This window comes from Providencia sp. PROV201, assembly GCF_028479545.1.
GTDB classification, from domain to species: Bacteria; Pseudomonadota; Gammaproteobacteria; order Enterobacterales; family Enterobacteriaceae; genus Providencia; species Providencia huaxiensis.
Genome location: NZ_JAMPNW010000029.1, coordinates 1 through 19,304 on the forward strand (window position 1 = coordinate 1; position 19,304 = coordinate 19,304).

A 19,304-nucleotide genomic window follows, 5' to 3' on the forward strand; every position below is an offset into this window, starting at 1 on the left:
GCTGCCGAGCTGCAACAAAAAGCGCAACAAGCAGATAAAATTCAAGCCTCTTTAGCCGAGCAGACCGCGAAGGCAGCTCAGAAAGTGGCGTTAGAGTCAGAATTAGCAATAGCGAAAAAACAGTTAGCTGAGCAGCAAGCAGCACAAAATACATTATCAAAACAATATGCTGAGAGCCAAAAGCAACAGGAACAATTACAAACAAACTTAAAGCAAAATGAACAGAATTTTGTTGATGCTCAAAAACAATTGCAACAGGCCAATGCGGATCTGTTGAAGTTACAAAAAGATGTTGAAAAACAAACGGCGCTAATAGGGCAAGCAAGTGACAAGCAAGTCAAAGAGTTAACGACAGACTTAAATAAACAAATTGCATTATTGAAACAGAAAGAAGCCGCTTTAGCTAAGTTGGAATCTGAGAAAAAATCAATTAATGATGCACTGACTGCCCAGGAAAGTGAGAAGAAAAAACTTGAGCAGCAAAACCAGCAATTTGTTAAACAGGCTAAGTCCCAAGAAGACAAAATTAGTAAACTTGAAAGCGATATTGCGGCTAAAACAAAGAAACAGTCTGAGATTGAGCAAAAACTGACAGAGACGAATAAACTTCTTGGTGATTTAAAAACTAATTCTCAAAAAGAGTTGGCATCAGCACAAGAGAAGTTGAAAAAATTACAAACAGAGCTAGATTCGCGTAAATCCATTTCGAGTGATGAAACTTTAAAATCACAAATTATGGAATTAAACCGATTGATAACTCAGTTACAAGATGAAAATGATGCATTAAAAGCGAGAAGTGGCACAAAACCGAATACTGGCTTGGCAGGGCGAGTTCCACCTAGCAAAGATGCAAAAGCGGTTGCCGCAGAAAATGCGAAGAAAAACCAAAAAATTATTGAGCAAATCACCGCTCAAAAATACAGTAAGCTCGATAGCAACACTTACTATAAAATCATTCAAGCAGGTTCTCCTATAAAAGATGTTAAAAACAAAGACGTGACTTTTATTATGAGAGAGCAATTAACGGATGGTAAGGTTACGGTATTGTACACCGACCAAAACCCGGTCACATTACCTTATAGTCAGTTACCAACGCCATTAAATTCCTTTGTAGAACGAGCAGGGGAAGGGGGTATGGTTAAAGTCTATATTAAACCTGAAGGAGGGTATGGTGTTGACGGTATACCAGGAGAAGTGCCACCAAACTCCATGTCAATCATTGATTTAAAAATAATCAAAGCAAAATAATATAGCTTTTGTCTGAGTTCATCTTAAAGGTAATTTGTCACTGAAAGGCGAATTACCTTTTTTTGTGATATATCAATCTGAAGGGATTATAGAAATTTAAGAAGTCTAAGAAGTGAATATGGCTGTGTAACGGAAGGGACTGAGACTTGCCTTTCTGCCAGATTATATTTCTATAACTGACAGGGCATGAGTTCGAAGATTGCTGAGCGGTTAAGCTGCTATTCTTGATCTACTCGGTGTGTATCCAAATCGTTTTCGATAAGTTTGGGTGAAGTAAGATTGACTGGAAAAGCCTGCTTCCATTGAAACCTCTACAATGCTCATTGTCGTGTTAATTAATAGCTGGTGTGCATACATGATACGTTTTTCACTAATCCACGAGCGTGGTGAGGTTGAATAAACGGTATTGAACAATTCTTTAAACGTTGTTAATCCCATACCAAAAGTACGTGCAAATTCACTTAGTCTCCATTCTTTAAGATAATTATTTTCCATAAATAACTGCAAACGCTCAACTTGGCGACTACTCAGCTGCCTAAAATTAGATAACAATAGAGCTCCTTGTTCACTGTAGCTGAGTAATAATAATAATTCGCTTACTCGGAGTGTGAAGATGACGTCAGGGTATTCATTATTAATAAATGCATTTAAGCTTGCTTTGATCTCATCAATGATAGGAGATGAATTAAATTTAATCACATCACATGGTAAGGCTTCATTACGGTCTATTTCGCTTAACTCTGCACCATGATTGGAGATGAAGTTACGCAAGAAATCATCATTTAAGGGGATCCAAAGTAATTTGCAATCTGTGGTTTCGGTGAGTTGCAAGGAGTAAGCCCCTTGTTTGTGATATAAAATATCACCTTCATTTAAGTGTTGTGAGTTAGCTGGGGTTTCTAGTAACACAGAGCCTTGTTCTATGATCAAAAGCCCTTTGGTTTCTAAGTCGATGATATTATGAGATGCGTGACTATTAATGTTTATCTGTTTAATTACGTATTGATTCGGTGAATTTATTACTTGCATGACGATACCTTCATTAATTGTATTTCAAATATAATTTCAAAATAAAATATTCAACAATTTCCATCTGGTAATATAAAGCATGGGTGTTATTAGTATGGTTGAAATTATATAAATCGATTAATTTTGTGTCACATTGTAATTCTAAATATAAATAAATGTTTCCAAATATGTTTTTTCCGATCTTTTCTTAGTTTTAGCTCGGTATTTATAGTGTTAAAAAAAGTTTGTTTAGTTTTTTATTTTTATTATTTTTTTTAGTTTGGGTTATTAATCTAAAATACTAAAATTAGTCGGTTGTTAATATGTTATCGTTTTTTACGCATAACAGGCGTTTTTTTTTCTACTTTTTGCTCAATTGTCATTTTTAGTATAGTAATGTGAATTTTAGCTATGTTAATGATGATATTAAAATTCGTTAAAACCATCATTGATTAATATTATTTATGTAATAAATAATTGTTAACTTGAGTTATTTATTATGTTTATCGTATCGATAATATTAGTTTATCAAGATAGGGCTGGATAGCGGATTTATTGCGACAGGTATCTCATTTTTATAATGATAGGTTTGTACAATTGCTCTGATAGGCATTTCAAATATGTATTTTTATGCATAATTTCAAATGTTATTACTTTTTCATTCATCATTTTTCAGCCTACCTATGCCTTATTTTTCTCCTTATGCTGTGTTTTGTTTGAAACCTCAAATAGAGGGTGTCAATTTGAGCTAGGGTTTCACTCATCATGACCCATGTTTTTAGCTGTTCGCTTATTCACTTTAGCTGGTAAGTCAGGAACGGGTTTACGGTCATCAAGTAAGTGGCGTACAGCTAGTATTGGGTGATGGATTAGCATCTTAGGGCCAGCCCAGCGCATAACTAGCTTCATCTGCTCTCGCATTTTGGGTTGGTAACAATGGATTGGACATTGTTTACAAGCTGGTTTTTCTTCTCCATATCGGCATTTCTCTAACCTATTAACGGCATAGGAAAATAATTCTTGATAGAAATTAGGCGATTCTATGGGAGCGGGGTAGGTTTTTTCATAGATTTTTATCATTTTTTCAATCGTTTTAATTTCACGTTGAATGCGTTTACCAGCCATAAAATAAGTCTCTATAAAAAACAAACATACATTTAATATACAACTTTATATGAGGATAGCGAGTTAATGATAATGTATTCTTACTTTTATTGATGGAGCTCAACAAAATAAAGAGTTTTTCAATGTAACAAAAAAGAGGGTAAAAATTACCCTCTTTTAGTTGAATGAAAAATACTTAGCTAGGTACTAAATGAACAATAGAACATCGTCATTTTTTAGGGTGTTAGCTAATCTTTTTATTTTCATCATGTTAGAAAAACAACACATGTTGTTATCGTGATAGTCTATTGACTCGAGAGCATTATTTTTTGCATTTCATCTTTAAGATGTAATTTTTCTTTTTTTAGCTTAGCGACATGCTCATTGTAACCAGCACCAGAAGGGCCTTCTAATTTACTGATTTCTTTGTCGAGTTGATGATGCTTTTCATAAAGCGTTTGAAAACGGGGATGCGTAGAGATTAATTTTGAAACTAAATCTTGATCTGCTGATAACATACTACCTCCTCAGAATATATTAAGCCTCAGATTCAGTATAAACAGAGCGTACATTTTGTACATCCCAATAGCTTGTAATTTACATAATTTTTATTAGTTTTATGATCTTTCAACTAGAATTAAGTAGTATTACATTGTTTTTACCCGGGTTATCTATATTTTTGTAATTAAGAATCATCTATAGTGATAATTACGGTGTAAATGACTTAGTATGTATGAAATTCTGGTTTTTAAAATTGATTTTGTATTTCTAGATAGGAATAAATAATGAAAAAAGCGATTTTATCTGTAATGGCAGCGGCATTAATTTCATCATGTGCAGTCGCAACGGAGGATTTGGAAAAGATCGCGCCATACCCAAAAGCAGAATCGGGTATGACTCGTCATGTGATTGAATTAACCAAGCAACAAAATGAAAATGATTTTATGGTTGAGTTAGTTATTGGAAAAACGATCAAAGCAGATTGTAACCGCCAATGGTTTATGGGTGACCTAGACAGAAAGACGTTGGAAGGCTGGGGTTATGATTATTATAAACTTGACGAAGTAAAAGGCCCTGCATCTACTATGATGGGGTGTTCTGAACCTGCAAAAGACCGTTTTGTGACAACTCAATTAGGTGATGATGCATTTGTGCGTTATAACAGCAAATTACCGATTGTGGTTTATGCTCCGAAAGATATGCAAGTAAAATATCGTATCTGGTCTACAGACGATAACTTAATGGATTCAGTTACAAAATAAATATTCAAGAAAATGCCGCATTTAGCGGCATTTTTTATAGAACCAATTTAGCGAATAACAAAAACAGATGTTTTCGCATGACGCACGATTGCAGAGGCTGTTGAACCTAATAGATAGGTTGAAGTGCTTGGGTGATGAGAGCCAACAACAATGAGATCTGCGCTAATGTCTTGCGCATAATCTAAGATTTCATCTTTAGCTGAACCAATACCAATTTTGCAGTGGATCCGTTCATCAGCAACTTTGATGTCTTTAATGACTTCTTCTAATGCACGCATTGCAAGGATTGAGCGTTCCGCGGAATCTTTGTTACTTTCTGGTAATGCGGCAATTTCAATACCAAAAAATAACTCAAGGCTCGGAATAACGGATAGAAAATGAATTTCGGCTGAGCTTAGTTGCGCTAGTGCCTCAACGTGTTTGATGATCTCTTGGTTTAATTCATCTTCTAACAAATCAATAGGGACTAGGATTTTTTTATACATAGCTACCTCATTTTCGTATTATTTAAAATTAATTACAAAAGGTTATCTACAATATACTATAAGTTAAATGAAAAGTAATAAATGCTATAACGTGCGCATTTATGGCGATAATCTAAAAATGACATAACTTATTCTTTGAAAAGAAAGAATAATTATTATCAACTCTCTGTGTTATTTACAAATCACACAGAGACTTTTAATAAAATATATGCGAATATTGCGGTAAGTTATTTAACTAATTGATTTAAATGTATTATTTGAATGATAATTGTTTTGTTTTTCATTAAAGAACCCATTTTATGACTATGAATAATGCTTCAGCACAGAAAAAAAGTGATTTTGAAATTCAACAAATAAAATTTAAAGCCGCAAAAAAAAGCACATTAGTCAGTGTTGTCGTAAATATTTTCTTATCGATTTGGCAGATAATTGTTGGCGTTTTTTCTCATTCTTCCGGGTTAGTAGCTGACGGTATTCATACATTATCGGATTTGGTTGCTGATTTTGTGGTGTTGATAGCGAATAAGAAAAGCCACAAAAAGCCAGATGAAGACCACCCATATGGCCATTTTCGTTATGAAAATGGTGCGTCATTAATATTAGGTATTATTTTATTAATTGTGGGTGTGGGAATGGTTTGGTCAGCGATTGAAAAATTACTGAAACCTGAGTTAATTCCTGAAGTTCACTCAATTGCATTGATTGTCGCACTGATTGCTTTAGTCGCAAAAGAGGGGCTGTTTCGCTATATGCTGCATGTCGCGAAAAAAGTGAACTCCAGTATGTTAGTGGCGAATGCATGGCATGCTCGTTCTGATGCGGCTTCTTCCTTAGTGGTGGCTATTGGTATTGTTGGTAGCTTGTGCGGATTTAAAATTTTTGACCCACTGGCCGCATTGATTGTGGGGACATTTGTTTTTCGGATGGGGTTTAAATTCACCAATCAATCCATGCAAGATTTAATGGATAAAGGTGCAGATGAAGAAACTTTGCAGGAAATCCGTTCTATTTTGGATAATATCAGTGAATTATCAGGGTATCATGATTTAAAAACACGTAAGTCAGGCGACTTTTTATTGGTAGATGTACATTTAGAGCTTGATGGAAATATGAGTATTACTGTTGGCCATGAGATTGCGGTAAATGTGCGTAAAAAGCTGATGGAAAACCCATTAATTTTGGATGTCATGACACACCTTGACCCATACGACAAAGAGATTAAGCATTAATTATAGGTTGATTTTATTTTCCGATAAGAACCGAGCATAAAAGTGGCTCGGTTTTTTATTGCAAGCTATTATGTAAAAAGGCTCCATTAATTATTGCACCTAGTTGATAACAAGGTGAAAATTAATATGTTGTTTCAGCACGGCACAATATAGTATTTTTCCAACGTAAAGGGCAAATATAGCAAGCAGCTCTTTATAGTAATTATTGAATGATTGAGGAAAAAATGCAGTTAACTCAAGAACAATGTCAGATATTTCGCGCCCCAAAGGTTATTGCCCTTACAAATCAAAATGGCATGAAGATTATTCTCAGTAGTCTAGGCGCTAGTTGGGTTAGCTGTATACTTCCATTAGTAACAGGTAAACGAGATGTTGTTTTGGGTTCACCCAATATGGCGAAACAGATGGAACAAGGAGTATACCTTGGTTCAACCGTTGGGCGAGTCGCTAGCCGTATAAATAATTCACAGTTCACGTTAAATGAACAGCGTTATCAGCTTGCGAATAACCAAGGTGTACACTGCTTGAATGGTGGAAAGCATAATTTTAGCCAGCGTATATGGGGTATTTTTCAGCCAACTCCCCAGAAGGCTATTTTTTCTTTAGTGTCTCCTGCCGGTGAACAAGGCTTTCCAGGTCGGCTAGAGGTTGAGGTGAGCTATGAACTCACAGAAGATAATCAAGTCGTTATTCACCATACTTATCAATCGACAGAAGCTTGCCCTGTTAACCTCGCGAACCACATCTACTTCAACCTAGCGGGGGAAGATTCGGTCAGAACGGCTTTGGAACATGATTTATATATTGGTGCAGACCAATTCTTGCCGACAGATATGGACGGTATTCCAACGGGCGAATGGCATAACGTGGCTGAAACCAATTTTGATTTTCGCCAAAGCAAGCGTATTGGCCGAGATTTTTTACAAGACGATGTGCAGCACCGCGTTGGTGGGTATGATCATGGGTTTATATTAAACGATGCATTAACCGACGGTGAGCAGACAGTGGCAACACTGGGGGCGCCAAATGGGGATGTATGGCTCAATATCGCAACAACACAGCCTGCATTACATGTATATAGTGGAAATAACCTGCTAGCAACATCGGGGAAAACTCGAACGTATGTCCCTTATTCAGGGGTAGTGTTGGCAACTCAGTTTCCAGCGGATGCCATTAACCATTCAGAGTGGGGAGAACAATACAGTTCGATTGCGTTTCCTCAACAAGTGTACCGAAACCAAACTCGCTACCAATTTGTTTTTTGATACCTCAGTGAATGTTCAGCGCCTCAATATTAAGGCGCTGAATTGAATTGCTCGCTAATAATTGCTTTAGACTTAAATAACAAATAAATCCATATATTCATTAACGGGCATTTTTTCTAGCATTGGTTTATCGAGAGAGGCTGTTAGAATTCGAATTTGTTGAGCCTCAGGGAATTGCCTTGCTAAATTAACTCTAAATTTATTTAATAATAATGGCATACCCTCTTTACGGCGGCGCTTGTGGCCAACAGGATATTCGATAACAACTTCATCAAGCACTTGCCCATCCTTCAATGTAATAGTTAACCCATTGCTAATCGAGCGTTTTTCAGGGTCATGATAGTCTTGGGTGAACTGTACATCTTCTGTGCAATGCATTTTTGCACGTAATGCATCAATACGTTCGTCTTTAGCAACATTGTCTTCATAATCAGCGGCCGTTAGACGACCAAAAATTAATGGGACAGCGACCATATATTGGATGCAATGATCCCTATCTGCCGGATTATGTAATGGGCCTTTTTTATCAATGATACGAATACAAGCTTCATGGGTACGTATGGCAATCGACTCAATATCTTGAGCCGTTTTTCCTAGTTTTTCGAGGGTTTGATGGAGTTGTAACGCAGCTTCTACTGCAGTTTGGGAATGAAACTCAGCAGGGAAAGAAATCTTAAATAACACATTTTCCATGACATATGAGCCATAAGGGCGTTGAAAACGCAGTGGTTGCCCATTAAATAAAACATCGTAAAAACCCCAGGTTTTAGCGGTTAACGCCGTTGGGTAGCCCATCTCCCCTTTTTGAGCCATTAAAGCGAGCCGAACCGCACGAGATGTTGCATCACCAGCAGCCCATGATTTGCGAGACCCTGTATTGGGGCTATGGCGGTAGGTACGCAGACTGTGCCCATCAATCCATGCTTGGGAGACCGCATTGAGAATTTGCTCTCTTTCCAAGCCCAATAAATGAGAAACAACCGCAGTTGAGGCCACTTTGACTAAAATAACATGGTCGAGCCCAACTTGGTTAAAGGCGTTTTCTAATGCGATACAGCCTTGAATTTCATGCGCTTTAATTAATGCCGTCAAAACATCTCTAATCACTAGCGGGGGCTTGCCTTTCGCAATATTTTCACGAGAAAGCCAATCCGCAGTAGCTAAAATACCGCCAAGGTTATCAGATGGATGTCCCCATTCGGCAGCAAGCCAAGTGTCATTAAAATCAAGCCAGCGGCACATTGTGCCAAGATTAAATGCGCCTTGCACAGGGTCTAATTGAAATTGTGTACCTGGGACTTTTGTGCCATTTGGGACGATAGTCCCCGGGACGATAGGGCCTAATAATTTTTTACATGCAGGGTATTCAAGGGATTCCATACCGCAACCAAGGGTGTCTAGCAGGCAATGATAAGCCGTATCATAGGCGAGCTCAGAAATAATCGGGTAATCCATTACATAATCAACAATATCGCTGATCACTTTATCAAATTCAATTTGTTGCGAACGCACGGTTTGTGTTGTCATTAGGTTACCTTTTAACGCTGTTCTATAGGAATAAATAATTGGTTTTCAGGCCCAACATAGTTGGCTGAAGGGCGAATAATTTTATTATCTTGTCGTTGTTCAATAATATGTGCTGACCAGCCAGCGGTACGGGCCATAACAAATAATGGAGTAAACATAGCGGTGGGAATGCCCATAAGGTGATAAGCCACAGCAGAAAACCAATCTAAGTTTGGAAACATATTTTTTTCACGTTTCATGACAGATTCAATGCGATCTGCAACGGTATAAAGATGTCGATTTAGATTTTGTTCTGATAACTGTAAGGCGACAGATTTGATTATGGGATGACGAGGGTCTGCGAGGGTATAAACTGGGTGGCCAAAGCCAATGATAATCTCACTCTTTTTAACCCGGGCGATAATATCTTGTTCCGCTTCGTCCATTGATGCATAACGTTGCTGAATTTCTAATGAAACTTCATTTGCACCACCGTGTTTTGGGCCACGCAGGGCGGCAATTGCCCCTGTCATTGCAGAGTAAAAATCTGTGCCTGTTCCCGCAATAACCCTAGCTGCGAATGTGGATGCGTTAAATTCATGTTCTGCGTATAAAATTGCCGCAATATGCATGAATTTTTCCCATTGAGCAGGGGGCTTTTTACCGTGTAATAGATGCAAAAAATGCGCGCCAATCGAATCATCATCCGTTTGGGTTTCAATGCGTCGTCCATGGTGGCTAAAGTGGTACCAATACAACAACATCGAACCCAGTGACGCTAACAAGCGGTCAGCGATATCTTTAGCGCCAGAAAAAGGGTGTGATTCTTTTTCGGGTAACACACATCCCATCATTGATACGCCTGTACGCATGACGTCCATCGGGTGTGCGTTCGCCGGTATTGATTCTAAGGTTTGTTTGACACTTGCGGGTAACCCTCGAAAGGATTGTAGTTTTTCTTTGTATGCAACGAGCTCAGTTGCCGTAGGGAGCCTGTCATGGATGAGCAAATGTGCGATTTCTTCAAATTCACATTGTGTGGCTAAGTCGTGAATGTCAAACCCGCGATAATGCAGGTCATTACCATTACGTCCAACGGTACAAAGCGCTGTGTTTCCAGCCGCTACACCAGAAAGTGCAACTGATTTTTTAGGTTTAAATTGAGGTGCTTCAGTACGACTAAGTTGTTCATTCATCATTTATTCCTTGTAGGGGACAGAAGAGATGCAACTTTGAGTAATGATAAGTGTTTAAAAATTATGATTTCTTTTGGGAAAATAGTGCATCCAGTTTTTGTTCATAATCGTAATAATGAATACTTTGATACAGTTCTTCTCGAGTCTGCATTAGTGGAATGACACTTTTTTGCGAGCCTTCTTTACGTAACGTTGTATAAACCTGTTCAGCTGCTCTATTCATGGCTCGAAACGCAGACAGTGGATATAGCGCAATGGCAATACCCACACTGCGTAATTCATCAAGGGTAAATAAAGGGGTTTGGCCAAATTCGGTTAAATTGGCCAATACGGGAGCGGAAGTATTACTCGTAAACTGTTGATACATAGAAAGTTCAGTGATTGCCTCTGGAAAAAGCATATCCGCACCGGCTTCTATGTAGGCTTGTGCACGTTCCAGCGCGGCATCGAGGCCTTCGACCGCTAATGCATCGGTTCGAGCCATAATGACAAAACTGTCATCAGTTCGTGCATCAACGGCTGCTTTGATGCGGTCGACCATCTCTTGCGTCGATACAATCTCTTTATTAGGGCGATGGCCACAGCGTTTTGCGCCTACTTGGTCTTCAATATGTAACCCGGCTGCGCCCGCCTTGTAAAATGATTTTACCGTGCGTGCGACATTAAAAGCAGAAGGGCCAAAGCCAATATCAGCATCAACCATTAGTGGTAAGTCACATACGTCAGTAATGCGTCGAATATCAATTAAAACATCATCTAACGTTGAAATACCTAAGTCCGGCATGCCCAGTGACCCAGCAGCAACGCCACCTCCAGATAAATAAATAGCTTTATAGCCAGCTTGTTTAGCAAGGAGTGCGTGGTTGGCATTGATGGCCCCAACAAGCTGTAGTGGAGATTCTTGGGTGATAGCCTCGCGCAACTTTTGACCTGCACTAAATGACGACATAATAGCCTCATGTGGTGTTAATTAATTGTAATTAAATTGAGATAACTATAGTCATATAGCAATTGACGTGCCAACCTTGAGTTAAATTACGTACAGGTAAAAAGTGTTTAAAATCAATGGCGTGATGATTTTCTCGATTTGTGATAAGAAAAACAAATTTAAAATAATCGGTTGGCATGTTTCATTGAAACCATATATTGTTAAATGAAACAAATTTGAAACGTATTGAGAAGGTAGGGTGATGGTGGAAAAACCCATTATTTGGACGGTTTCAGTGTCCCGGTTATTTACATTGTTTCGAGATATCAGCCCTGAATTTAGTGAGCAAGCGGAAATCACGCCGCTCAATCTTGGTTTTGAACAGGCGGTAGAGGCTGTTCGTCAACGACTAAAGGATGGACACTGTGACGCCATTATCAGTGCGGGTTCAAATGGGGCTTATTTAAAAAGCCATGTTTCAGTCCCTGTTATTATCGTGAAAATCAGTGGCTTCGATGTTATGCAAGCATTGGCTAAAGCCCGAGAGATTAGCGATAAAGTCGGGATCATCAATTATAAAAAAACGTTGTCTTCATTAGATGAATTTCAGCAGCGCTTTGGTTTACAAATCGAGCAGCGGAGTTATGTCACGGCAGAAGATGCAGGGTCTCAGCTTAAAGCACTAAAAGCTATGGGGATTTCTGTTGTCGTGGGGGCTGGGTTAATCATGGACTTGGCGGATGAAATGGGGATGACTGGGGTTTTTGTCTATTCCACAGAAACCATACAGCAAGCATTTTCAGATGCTATCGAATTAAGCCGAATGTCGAGGCGTGAAAACCATTCGCAAGGTAAATACCTTCCCCCTAACCCCGCAAAAGTTCGTTATACGATAAACGACCTGATTGGTTCGTCATTATCGATGGAGCGTGTTAGGCAAACTATTATGTTGTATGCACGTTCTGATGCAACAGTATTGGTTCAAGGCGCGAGTGGAACAGGAAAGGAGATGGTGGCGCAAGCTATTCATCACGAATATACCTTATTTAATCAACATAAGCGTAGTAAACAGCAAATGCCTTTTGTCGCTGTTAACTGTGGTGCGATACCTGAAACATTATTAGAAGCAGAATTATTTGGTTATGAAGAAGGCGCCTTTACTGGCTCTCGTCGCGGTGGTCGAGCAGGACTATTTGAATTGGCGAGTGGGGGAACTCTGTTTTTAGATGAAATTGGTGAAATGCCTATCGTATTGCAAACAAAGTTGTTGCGGGTTCTCGAAGAACGCTCTGTAGTACGAGTCGGTGGGTATAAACCGCTACAAGTGAATGTTCGAGTCATTTGTGCGACCCACTGTGATTTAGACCGTTGGGTGAAAGAAGGGCGTTTTCGAGCCGATCTATTTTATCGGCTCGGGGTGCTGAGAATGCGCGTGCCTGCGCTCAATGAACGTGGTGATGATATTTTAGTATTAGCGGAGCGGCTACTTAAGTTAGCCTTTGCTGGATTGGTCTTGCCACTCCCTGCTTTTCGCGTGCAACAGCTGTTAAGTTGTCGTGACTATTTTCTCAATTACGCGTGGCCAGGAAATGTTCGTGAGCTGCGAAATTTAATGGAGCGGGTGGCTCTCTATTGTAGCGCATACTCCGAAAAAGCCATCAGTGAGGAAATGTTAGCGAGTTTGTCTCCTGAGCGCAAATGGGAAGCAACTAGTCATGAGGTTGTTATTGATAAAAGTAAGGAATCACTCACTGACGTGATGGCTAGGTTTAATGGTGACCGCAAAGCTGTAGCTCAGTATTTAGGTATTAGCAGGACAACCCTTTGGCGGCGACTTTCTTCACATTCCTAATCATCCTTTGAAAGGTCTGGGAGATCCGCTTATTGGCGACCAATCAAAATGGGCTTAATTTTTATTATTAGAAAATTTATTTCTCTATTTTAATTAAAAAGTGAAATAAATTGTTTTAGTAAATTGAGCAAGGTGAATTTGCTTCATCGATCAGCTTATGCAGCAGGAGAAAACAATAAATAGTTTTTTTTGTGATTAAGCACTTTTTAGGCATTTTATATTTAGTTTAAGTTGTATCTAAAAGTAACAGAGGTGGCTTTATTTGCGGTTTTTATAATTTGCTGTTTTTTAAGTGATTATCTTCTTTTTTCTGCCATTTTTGCTCTGGGTTCGCTGACATAAAAAACGTGATTTTTCTCACATAAATTATTTTGTTAGTCACCATTAGATTTTCTCATTTTAACTTCATGATTGAACGTTCTATATTGCGCTCAAATTAGTCTTATCTTTGTTTTTTTACTACTGCACTAATCGCCGAAATGTGTTCTTTAATTAGTAACACAATGTTGTCGTATTCTACGATGTAGTTGCAGCGCATATTATTTATTTTGTTAGTTGGAGAGTGGGGCGTGAATCAGTCCACTACTATCATGCGCAAACGCGACAATGCATTCGTTCCTGTTGCAGGGTTAACGATTTTTGCTATTGCATCGGGTTATTTAATGAGCTTAATCCCATTATCGATGGGAAGCTTTGGTATTGATACGCAATATGCGGGCTGGTTAGCGAGCGCGTATTATATTGGTCTATTAATTGGCTCAATGTTAATTGAACCAGTTATTGCTAAAATAGGCCATCGCCTTGCATTTATAGGTTTCTTATTGATGCTTGCCGCGACAGTTATCGTACTGCCATGGGCACCGACCATTGAATCTTGGTTACCGAACCGCTTAATTGCGGGGGTAGCTGTAGCGGGTATTTTTGTGGTTGTCGAATCTTGGTTATTGATTGGTGATAACCCGAAAGAGCGCGCTAAGCGTTTAAGTTTTTATATGACGTCATTGTATGGCGGAACAACGCTTGGGCAGCTTGCTATTGGTGTCATTGGAACCCATGGTGCCTATCCGTTTATGGTGGTACTAGGGCTATTATTATTAGCGGTAATGCCACCGTTATTGGTACGTCAAGGCCAGCCAGATAGTGGTTCACATCAAAAATTGTCATTGAAGAAAATTGCTCGTTTAAGTAAACCTGCAATTATTGGTTGTATGGTTTCTGGTATTACCATGGGGACTATCTATGGGTTAATGCCGTTATCATTGAAAAAAGACCAGTTCACCACCGACCAAGTGGGGGTGTTGATGGCTTCAATTATTCTTGGTGGGATGTTAATACAGCCAGTTGTTAGCAAATTATCTATTTTAATGAGTAAAACCTTATTGCTTGCCATGGTTTCATTATTAGGTGTTTTTGCTATGGGGGTTATTTATATTTCGAGTGACTACTTGGTGATGATTGTCGCTTTAGCGTTACTCGGTATGTCAACTTTTGCCTTATACCCTGTAGCGATAACGCTAGCGTGTGATGGCTTAGACTCCTCCTATATTGTTGCTGCAACCCAAGTGATGCTGTTTAGTTACAGTATTGGTTCAGCGATGGGACCTATCGCTGCGGGGACGTTCTTAGGCCAATATAATGGGTTAGTGAATTTCTTCTTTATTGTGCTGTTAGTGACTGCAATTTATATGTTAATTGCTAGCTTACGCCGCAAAGCCAGTGTGTTAGCAAATTAATTTTGTCGACATAAAACTGATTAATAAAAGGCTCTGTGAGTTATCTCAGAGCCTTTTTTACGTTTTAATTATTTCTTTTTACTTGCAGCTGAAGGTGCAAGTTGTGCTTCGATGGGTAAATGCCTTGTGTTACGTACAATACGTTGTTCCCAAAGTTCTCCCAATTTGAAATCCCATGACAGGGGTGATATTTCTGTTCTGCCTGCATTTGGTGCGAAAGTGAGTTCACTGAAATACAACGTATTTTCATCAGACATCAAAAAGTCAGCTCGGCAATAATCAAAGGGTGTGACGAGTATTTCTGCTAACCGTAACATTTCTTTGAATAATGGTGGCTCAGATACGGGTTCCATCATGTTTGGATAACCAAAAGTCACGGGTTGCAATTGCCAGTTGGTATCGTAAATATTAATAAATTCATTGCCAAATTCATCGGAGTAGTCAATCTCTGCATAGACAGGCTTGCCAGAGAAGCAGTGGATCCTGCATGTTTCAGGCACTAACTTTCGGTTTTTATTAGCGAATAAATCAATATATTCTTCACACATAATCTGTGCGGGAATCGTTTTATAATGGCGCTCTCGAGTAATATAGTAAAGATTTTTAGTTAAGTGAAAATCCAATTTGCTTTTAGCTTTTGGCCAATCAAATTGCGCTTTATTGCGACAAATAATGCTACTGCCACTATCATGATTGCATTTTAAAACAAAACGCTCTGGCAGTTTATTTATATCAATTTCATCGACATTTTTATAAGTAGCTATAATAGGAACTAAATATTCATTTCCTATTGTTCGGGAAATATATTCTCTAACGGTGAGTTTATCCGCAAATTGTGAATATAATGGATTTTTATCTCGTAGCATTCTAAAGTTGACCTTCTCATTAAAGCTTTTTGGTGCTTTAAAGTCAGGGCGATAATTGAGTTTTTTAGTAAATTTATTAGAGAGATAGATATTATCACTCATAATGAGTGTGCGTAATTTTTTTATAAAATACTCTGCTTTTTTCATGCGAGCACCAACCATTCTAATATTGTAGTGTGTAAATGAAATCTAATTTTTATTTGATTATATTTTTTATAACTTAAATAAAGCATCAATAAATGTAACGACCAATTTAATAATCTCTTAATCAATAAATAGTAAACAAAAGATAAATAACAGCCATTTTGTTAATAATAGCCGGGAATCTGTCTGCTTTTATATCAATAATTCAATCGATTGTTTTAATTATTCGACATTAATAATGTGGAAATTGCTATTTAAAGTGTAACAAAGGTAAGGAAGATAAACCTTAAGGGTTTATTTAGATATTATCTCTAAACCCGTGGGCTCAGAGATAATAATTGAGAAGGTTATTATTTTCAAAATGACTAATATTCTTACTGTAATGGCGGTTGCCCCATTTTTTTTAGGAATCGTATTTGAGCCGCAACGAGTTGTTTGTAATCAATACAGCGGTATGGCATATCATATTGTTGCGCCAGCTTAGCTAAAATTTGAGCTAAAGCAGGGTAGTGACGATGATGCCAATGAGGAAAAATATGATGTGTAAGGTGGTAGTTTAATCCCCCTGTTAAACGCCATAAATAGTGGGGGGTAGGTAGCCAGTCACAAGCCGTGACAAAATTATGGTGGTACCAGCCATGCTGAATTTGTTTATCTTCAGGCGCAGTGAAAAACTGTGTCTCTGCCCAATGTGTGCCTAGAAATAAATAAATTACAAAAATGGATGCGACCATTTGGCTCAATAAGTAAGTGATAAATATTGTTGCTAAGCTGATCCCATGGCTGTGAGCTACGAACAACGGGAGGCCGAGCATCAGTATTAAATGGCATATTTTGCTGCCTAAAAATAGCCCCCAGCCCAGTTTACCCTCGAGTACTTTCTGCGTCTTTAAGCGTGTTTTCCCAGTCCTATCGGACCAATCAAATACGAGAGCTATCCATGTGAGTGACAACGATGCAATGAAAGGCCAATAAATATGCTGATATTTCATAAAAGGCCGCCACCGTTGAAATGGCGTTTGGCGGAATATACCATTTTCTTCAGTGTCTAAATCGTAATGTTCGATGTTGGCGTAGTGATGGTGATAATGAACGTGACGTGTACGCCAAAACTCCGGTTCTAAGCCTAATGGTAATGTCACCAAACGGCCAAATAACCGATTTTTCCAGCCTGATTTAAATAGGGTATTGTGGCAGGCATCGTGCTGGCCAATTACATTTAATAACATGATAAGTAAAACAAATACAGAATAGGACAATATGTAAATTGAGGTAGATGTTGTCATGAGTGTTGGAAGATAACTCAGAAGGGCAACAATAAATAAGACCCCAATTATAGTAAGGTCAGCTAGGCTGGCATACACGTGATCTTGTTTAGCTTGCAGATATTCCTGACTTGCTTGTTTTAATGCGATATGAAATTGTTGTTCGTTAGCATTTGAGAACGTGAGTTCGAATTCAGTGTGATGCATGCGACTCTCATTTGATGTGATCTTCTTTTAATCAAAGAGTATATCCATACTAAGTTAATCGTCGCAAAATAAATATGACAGGGGAAGAACGTTTCGACCTATTCTGAATCAGATTTCATCGAAAGTAATAAATTTCGACAATTTAAATAAGTGTTTTTGATGGAAATAAATATAAATGAATGATTTCCGCCGTATAAACGGTAAAATGTGAGTTATGGATTAATTAAACTGATATGTTTTTTTATGGGCGACTCAGTAAAACATGTATTATCAACCTATTGAAATACGAAAAACTGGCTACATCCTTGTAGAGAAATCCTTTAGCTGTAAAGTATCAGGGAAAAATATGTCTGTCTGTAATAAATCATGTGAAAAAATGATTTCATTTGCTTTCCTATGTTAACAATAAATTACGGTTATCATTTTTAGTTGGTTTACTTGAATTGCTCGTTATATTTATCTTGCTTAAGCTAAATTAGGAGCTTGCCTATATTAATAATGTGTCAAAGTGATGAAATAGTTACTGGTAAATTATTTCTTGAATTAGGAATGTAATATGAAAAAAATACTGTTAATAATTTTATCAACACTGATTATTCCAGTATTCGCTCAAGCAAGTTATAAATACTATGGTTGTGATAAAAAAATCTATCAACTAGAGAAACAACTAAAATATGCCAAAATGCATGGAAATCGAAATAGGGTTGCAGGATTAGAGCGTGCGATTTCAAATGTACAAAATAACTGCTATGACCATTATTCTGGAGCGACAGGCCCAACTAAACTAAATCATCGATATAGTTTTACTGAAACTGATCATTTAGAGCGGCAGATAGAGGCGTTACAAGATGAAGTCGAACGCTTAAAAGCCGCTAAAAAATAACGTAATATTTAATATTAAAACCCAATATTATTTATAGAATAAAACCGTGTTGGATGAATTTAGCACTATTGCCGCTTGTTATAATTAGAGTAACTTTCACTTTAATTTTTGTTTGGCGCTAGCGTATTGAATTAATCAATGAAATAATAAGTTAATGTCGTTTTCTTAACACAATATGTCTTCTTATGGTTATTCGTCCTCATCAACACTGGTTTTTTCGGTTATTCGACTGGCATGGTTCTGTACTGTCAAAAATAACATTTCGGCTTTCTCTAAATATAATGATATCCATCGTGGCTGTACTCAGTTTTCAATGGTACGAACGATTAGGTATACACTTAACGATAGCCCCTTTTAGTTTGCTAGGGATTGCTATCGCAATATTCCTAGGTTTTCGTAATAACGCATGTTATAGCCGCTTGATTGAGGCTAGGACGCTTTGGGCTTCGTTATTGATTAACCAAAGAAATATTCTAAGAAATATTAAAGGATTATTACCCAATGACCCATCAGCTCAAAAGGAATTTGCTAATTTATTGATCGCTTTTGGTTGGAGCCTTAAACATGAATTAAGAAAAACCAGCCCAGTCATTGATTTGTATAGGTTGCTACCCCGAGCTATTTTTGATGAAGTTATCCAAAGTCCGTTTCCCACTAGCCGAATATTATTGCAGATTGGCCTAAAGGTGGGGGAATTACGCGATAAAAAAGTCATCAGTGATGTGCTCTTTCAAGCCATTAATAAAGATATTAATGCGCTATCGGAGGTACTTGGTGGCTGTGAGCGGATTTCGAATACACCGATCCCATTTGCTTATACACTCATTTTGCAGCGAACAGTCTACTTATTTTGTTCATTACTTCCTTTTGCATTGGTCGTTGACTTGCATTTTATGACGCCATTTGTGTCTGTTTTTATTTCTTATACCTTCTTAGCGTGGGATGCATTAGCGGAGGAACTTGAGGATCCTTTTGGGATTGCTGCAAATGATTTACCGCTTAATGCCATTTGTAATAGTATTGAACGTAATGCATTAGATATGTTAGATATTAAACCGCTTCCCCCTCAGTACCAGCCAGATAAATACTTCAACTTGTTGTAGCGTTGATCTATTCCTAATTG

General features: G+C 38.0%; 17 protein-coding genes. 8 read left to right on the forward strand and 9 right to left on the reverse strand.

All coding sequences use genetic code 11. The features are described 5' to 3' along the window. Nucleotides 1-1,248, forward strand: a 1,248-nt coding sequence (locus PR809_RS18090; RefSeq protein ID WP_272524600.1) for a hypothetical protein, incomplete at its 5' end; no start/stop codon positions are given. A 210-nt stretch (nt 1,249-1,458) separates the two neighbouring features. Here PR809_RS18090 and PR809_RS18095 read toward each other — a convergent pair. The 3 genes from PR809_RS18095 to PR809_RS18105 all read right to left on the reverse strand — a co-directional run bounded on the left by PR809_RS18095 (nt 1,459) and on the right by PR809_RS18105 (nt 3,878). Further along, nucleotides 1,459-2,277 carry a helix-turn-helix transcriptional regulator gene (locus PR809_RS18095; protein ID WP_166267694.1) on the reverse strand — a complete coding sequence of 273 codons (819 nt, stop codon included), beginning with the start codon at nt 2,275-2,277 and terminating at the stop codon, nt 1,459-1,461. Between the two features lie 735 nt (nt 2,278-3,012). After that, nucleotides 3,013-3,381 (reverse strand): nitrous oxide-stimulated promoter family protein, encoded by a 369-nt coding sequence (locus PR809_RS18100; protein WP_166267696.1) that lies wholly within the window; start codon nt 3,379-3,381, stop codon nt 3,013-3,015. Between the two features lie 284 nt (nt 3,382-3,665). Next, nucleotides 3,666-3,878 (reverse strand): DUF465 domain-containing protein, encoded by a 213-nt coding sequence (locus PR809_RS18105; RefSeq protein ID WP_004261774.1) that lies wholly within the window; start codon nt 3,876-3,878, stop codon nt 3,666-3,668. Nucleotides 3,879-4,145: 267 nt separating this feature from the next. Between PR809_RS18105 and eco the strand changes: the two genes are divergently transcribed. After that, nucleotides 4,146-4,622, forward strand: a complete 477-nt coding sequence (gene eco, locus PR809_RS18110) for a serine protease inhibitor ecotin (RefSeq protein WP_206277137.1) — start codon at nt 4,146-4,148, stop codon at nt 4,620-4,622. A gap of 47 nt (nt 4,623-4,669) precedes the next feature. Here the strand turns inward: eco and PR809_RS18115 are convergent, their stop codons facing one another. Continuing rightward, nucleotides 4,670-5,107 (reverse strand): universal stress protein, encoded by a 438-nt coding sequence (locus PR809_RS18115; protein ID WP_102137443.1) that lies wholly within the window; start codon nt 5,105-5,107, stop codon nt 4,670-4,672. Between the two features lie 299 nt (nt 5,108-5,406). Here PR809_RS18115 and PR809_RS18120 point away from each other — a divergent pair, with 299 nt between their 5' ends. Both PR809_RS18120 and PR809_RS18125 read left to right on the forward strand, forming a co-directional pair. Beyond that, nucleotides 5,407-6,336 (forward strand): cation diffusion facilitator family transporter, encoded by a 930-nt coding sequence (locus PR809_RS18120; RefSeq protein WP_102137444.1) that lies wholly within the window; start codon nt 5,407-5,409, stop codon nt 6,334-6,336. Between the two features lie 224 nt (nt 6,337-6,560). Next, nucleotides 6,561-7,601: a galactose-1-epimerase gene (locus PR809_RS18125; protein ID WP_102137445.1), complete on the forward strand. Its 1,041-nt coding sequence runs from the start codon at nt 6,561-6,563 to the stop codon at nt 7,599-7,601. 72 nt (nt 7,602-7,673) lie between these two features. Here the strand turns inward: PR809_RS18125 and PR809_RS18130 are convergent, their stop codons facing one another. From PR809_RS18130 to prpB, 3 genes are all read right to left on the reverse strand, one after another. Further along, nucleotides 7,674-9,128, reverse strand: a complete 1,455-nt coding sequence (locus tag PR809_RS18130) for a bifunctional 2-methylcitrate dehydratase/aconitate hydratase (RefSeq protein ID WP_206276986.1) — start codon at nt 9,126-9,128, stop codon at nt 7,674-7,676. An 11-nt stretch (nt 9,129-9,139) separates the two neighbouring features. Next, nucleotides 9,140-10,303: a bifunctional 2-methylcitrate synthase/citrate synthase gene (gene prpC, locus PR809_RS18135; RefSeq protein WP_206276987.1), complete on the reverse strand. Its 1,164-nt coding sequence runs from the start codon at nt 10,301-10,303 to the stop codon at nt 9,140-9,142. A 61-nt stretch (nt 10,304-10,364) separates the two neighbouring features. Further along, complete coding sequence (gene prpB, locus PR809_RS18140) at nt 10,365-11,252, reverse strand: methylisocitrate lyase (protein ID WP_206276988.1); 888 nt, start codon at nt 11,250-11,252, stop codon at nt 10,365-10,367. A 241-nt stretch (nt 11,253-11,493) separates the two neighbouring features. Here prpB and prpR point away from each other — a divergent pair, with 241 nt between their 5' ends. After that, nucleotides 11,494-13,083 (forward strand): propionate catabolism operon regulatory protein PrpR, encoded by a 1,590-nt coding sequence (gene prpR, locus PR809_RS18145; RefSeq protein WP_241098797.1) that lies wholly within the window; start codon nt 11,494-11,496, stop codon nt 13,081-13,083. A gap of 590 nt (nt 13,084-13,673) precedes the next feature. Next, on the forward strand, nt 13,674-14,816 hold the full coding sequence (locus PR809_RS18150) for an MFS transporter (protein WP_102137449.1): 1,143 nt from the start codon (nt 13,674-13,676) through the stop codon (nt 14,814-14,816). A 68-nt stretch (nt 14,817-14,884) separates the two neighbouring features. Here PR809_RS18150 and PR809_RS18155 read toward each other — a convergent pair whose 3' ends face one another. Then, nucleotides 14,885-15,829: an ATP-grasp fold amidoligase family protein gene (locus tag PR809_RS18155; protein ID WP_102137450.1), complete on the reverse strand. Its 945-nt coding sequence runs from the start codon at nt 15,827-15,829 to the stop codon at nt 14,885-14,887. Nucleotides 15,830-16,200: 371 nt separating this feature from the next. Then, on the reverse strand, nt 16,201-17,298 hold the full coding sequence (locus PR809_RS18160) for a fatty acid desaturase family protein (RefSeq protein WP_206276071.1): 1,098 nt from the start codon (nt 17,296-17,298) through the stop codon (nt 16,201-16,203). 556 nt (nt 17,299-17,854) lie between these two features. On the opposite strand from PR809_RS18160, the gene PR809_RS18165 reads away from it, so the two are divergent. Both PR809_RS18165 and PR809_RS18170 read left to right on the forward strand, forming a co-directional pair. Beyond that, complete coding sequence (locus PR809_RS18165; protein ID WP_195697514.1) at nt 17,855-18,181, forward strand: DUF1090 family protein; 327 nt, start codon at nt 17,855-17,857, stop codon at nt 18,179-18,181. Nucleotides 18,182-18,366: 185 nt separating this feature from the next. Continuing rightward, nucleotides 18,367-19,284, forward strand: coding sequence for a bestrophin family protein (locus PR809_RS18170; RefSeq protein WP_102137453.1), 918 nt, complete (start codon nt 18,367-18,369; stop codon nt 19,282-19,284). Nucleotides 19,285-19,304: the final 20 nt, after the last annotated feature.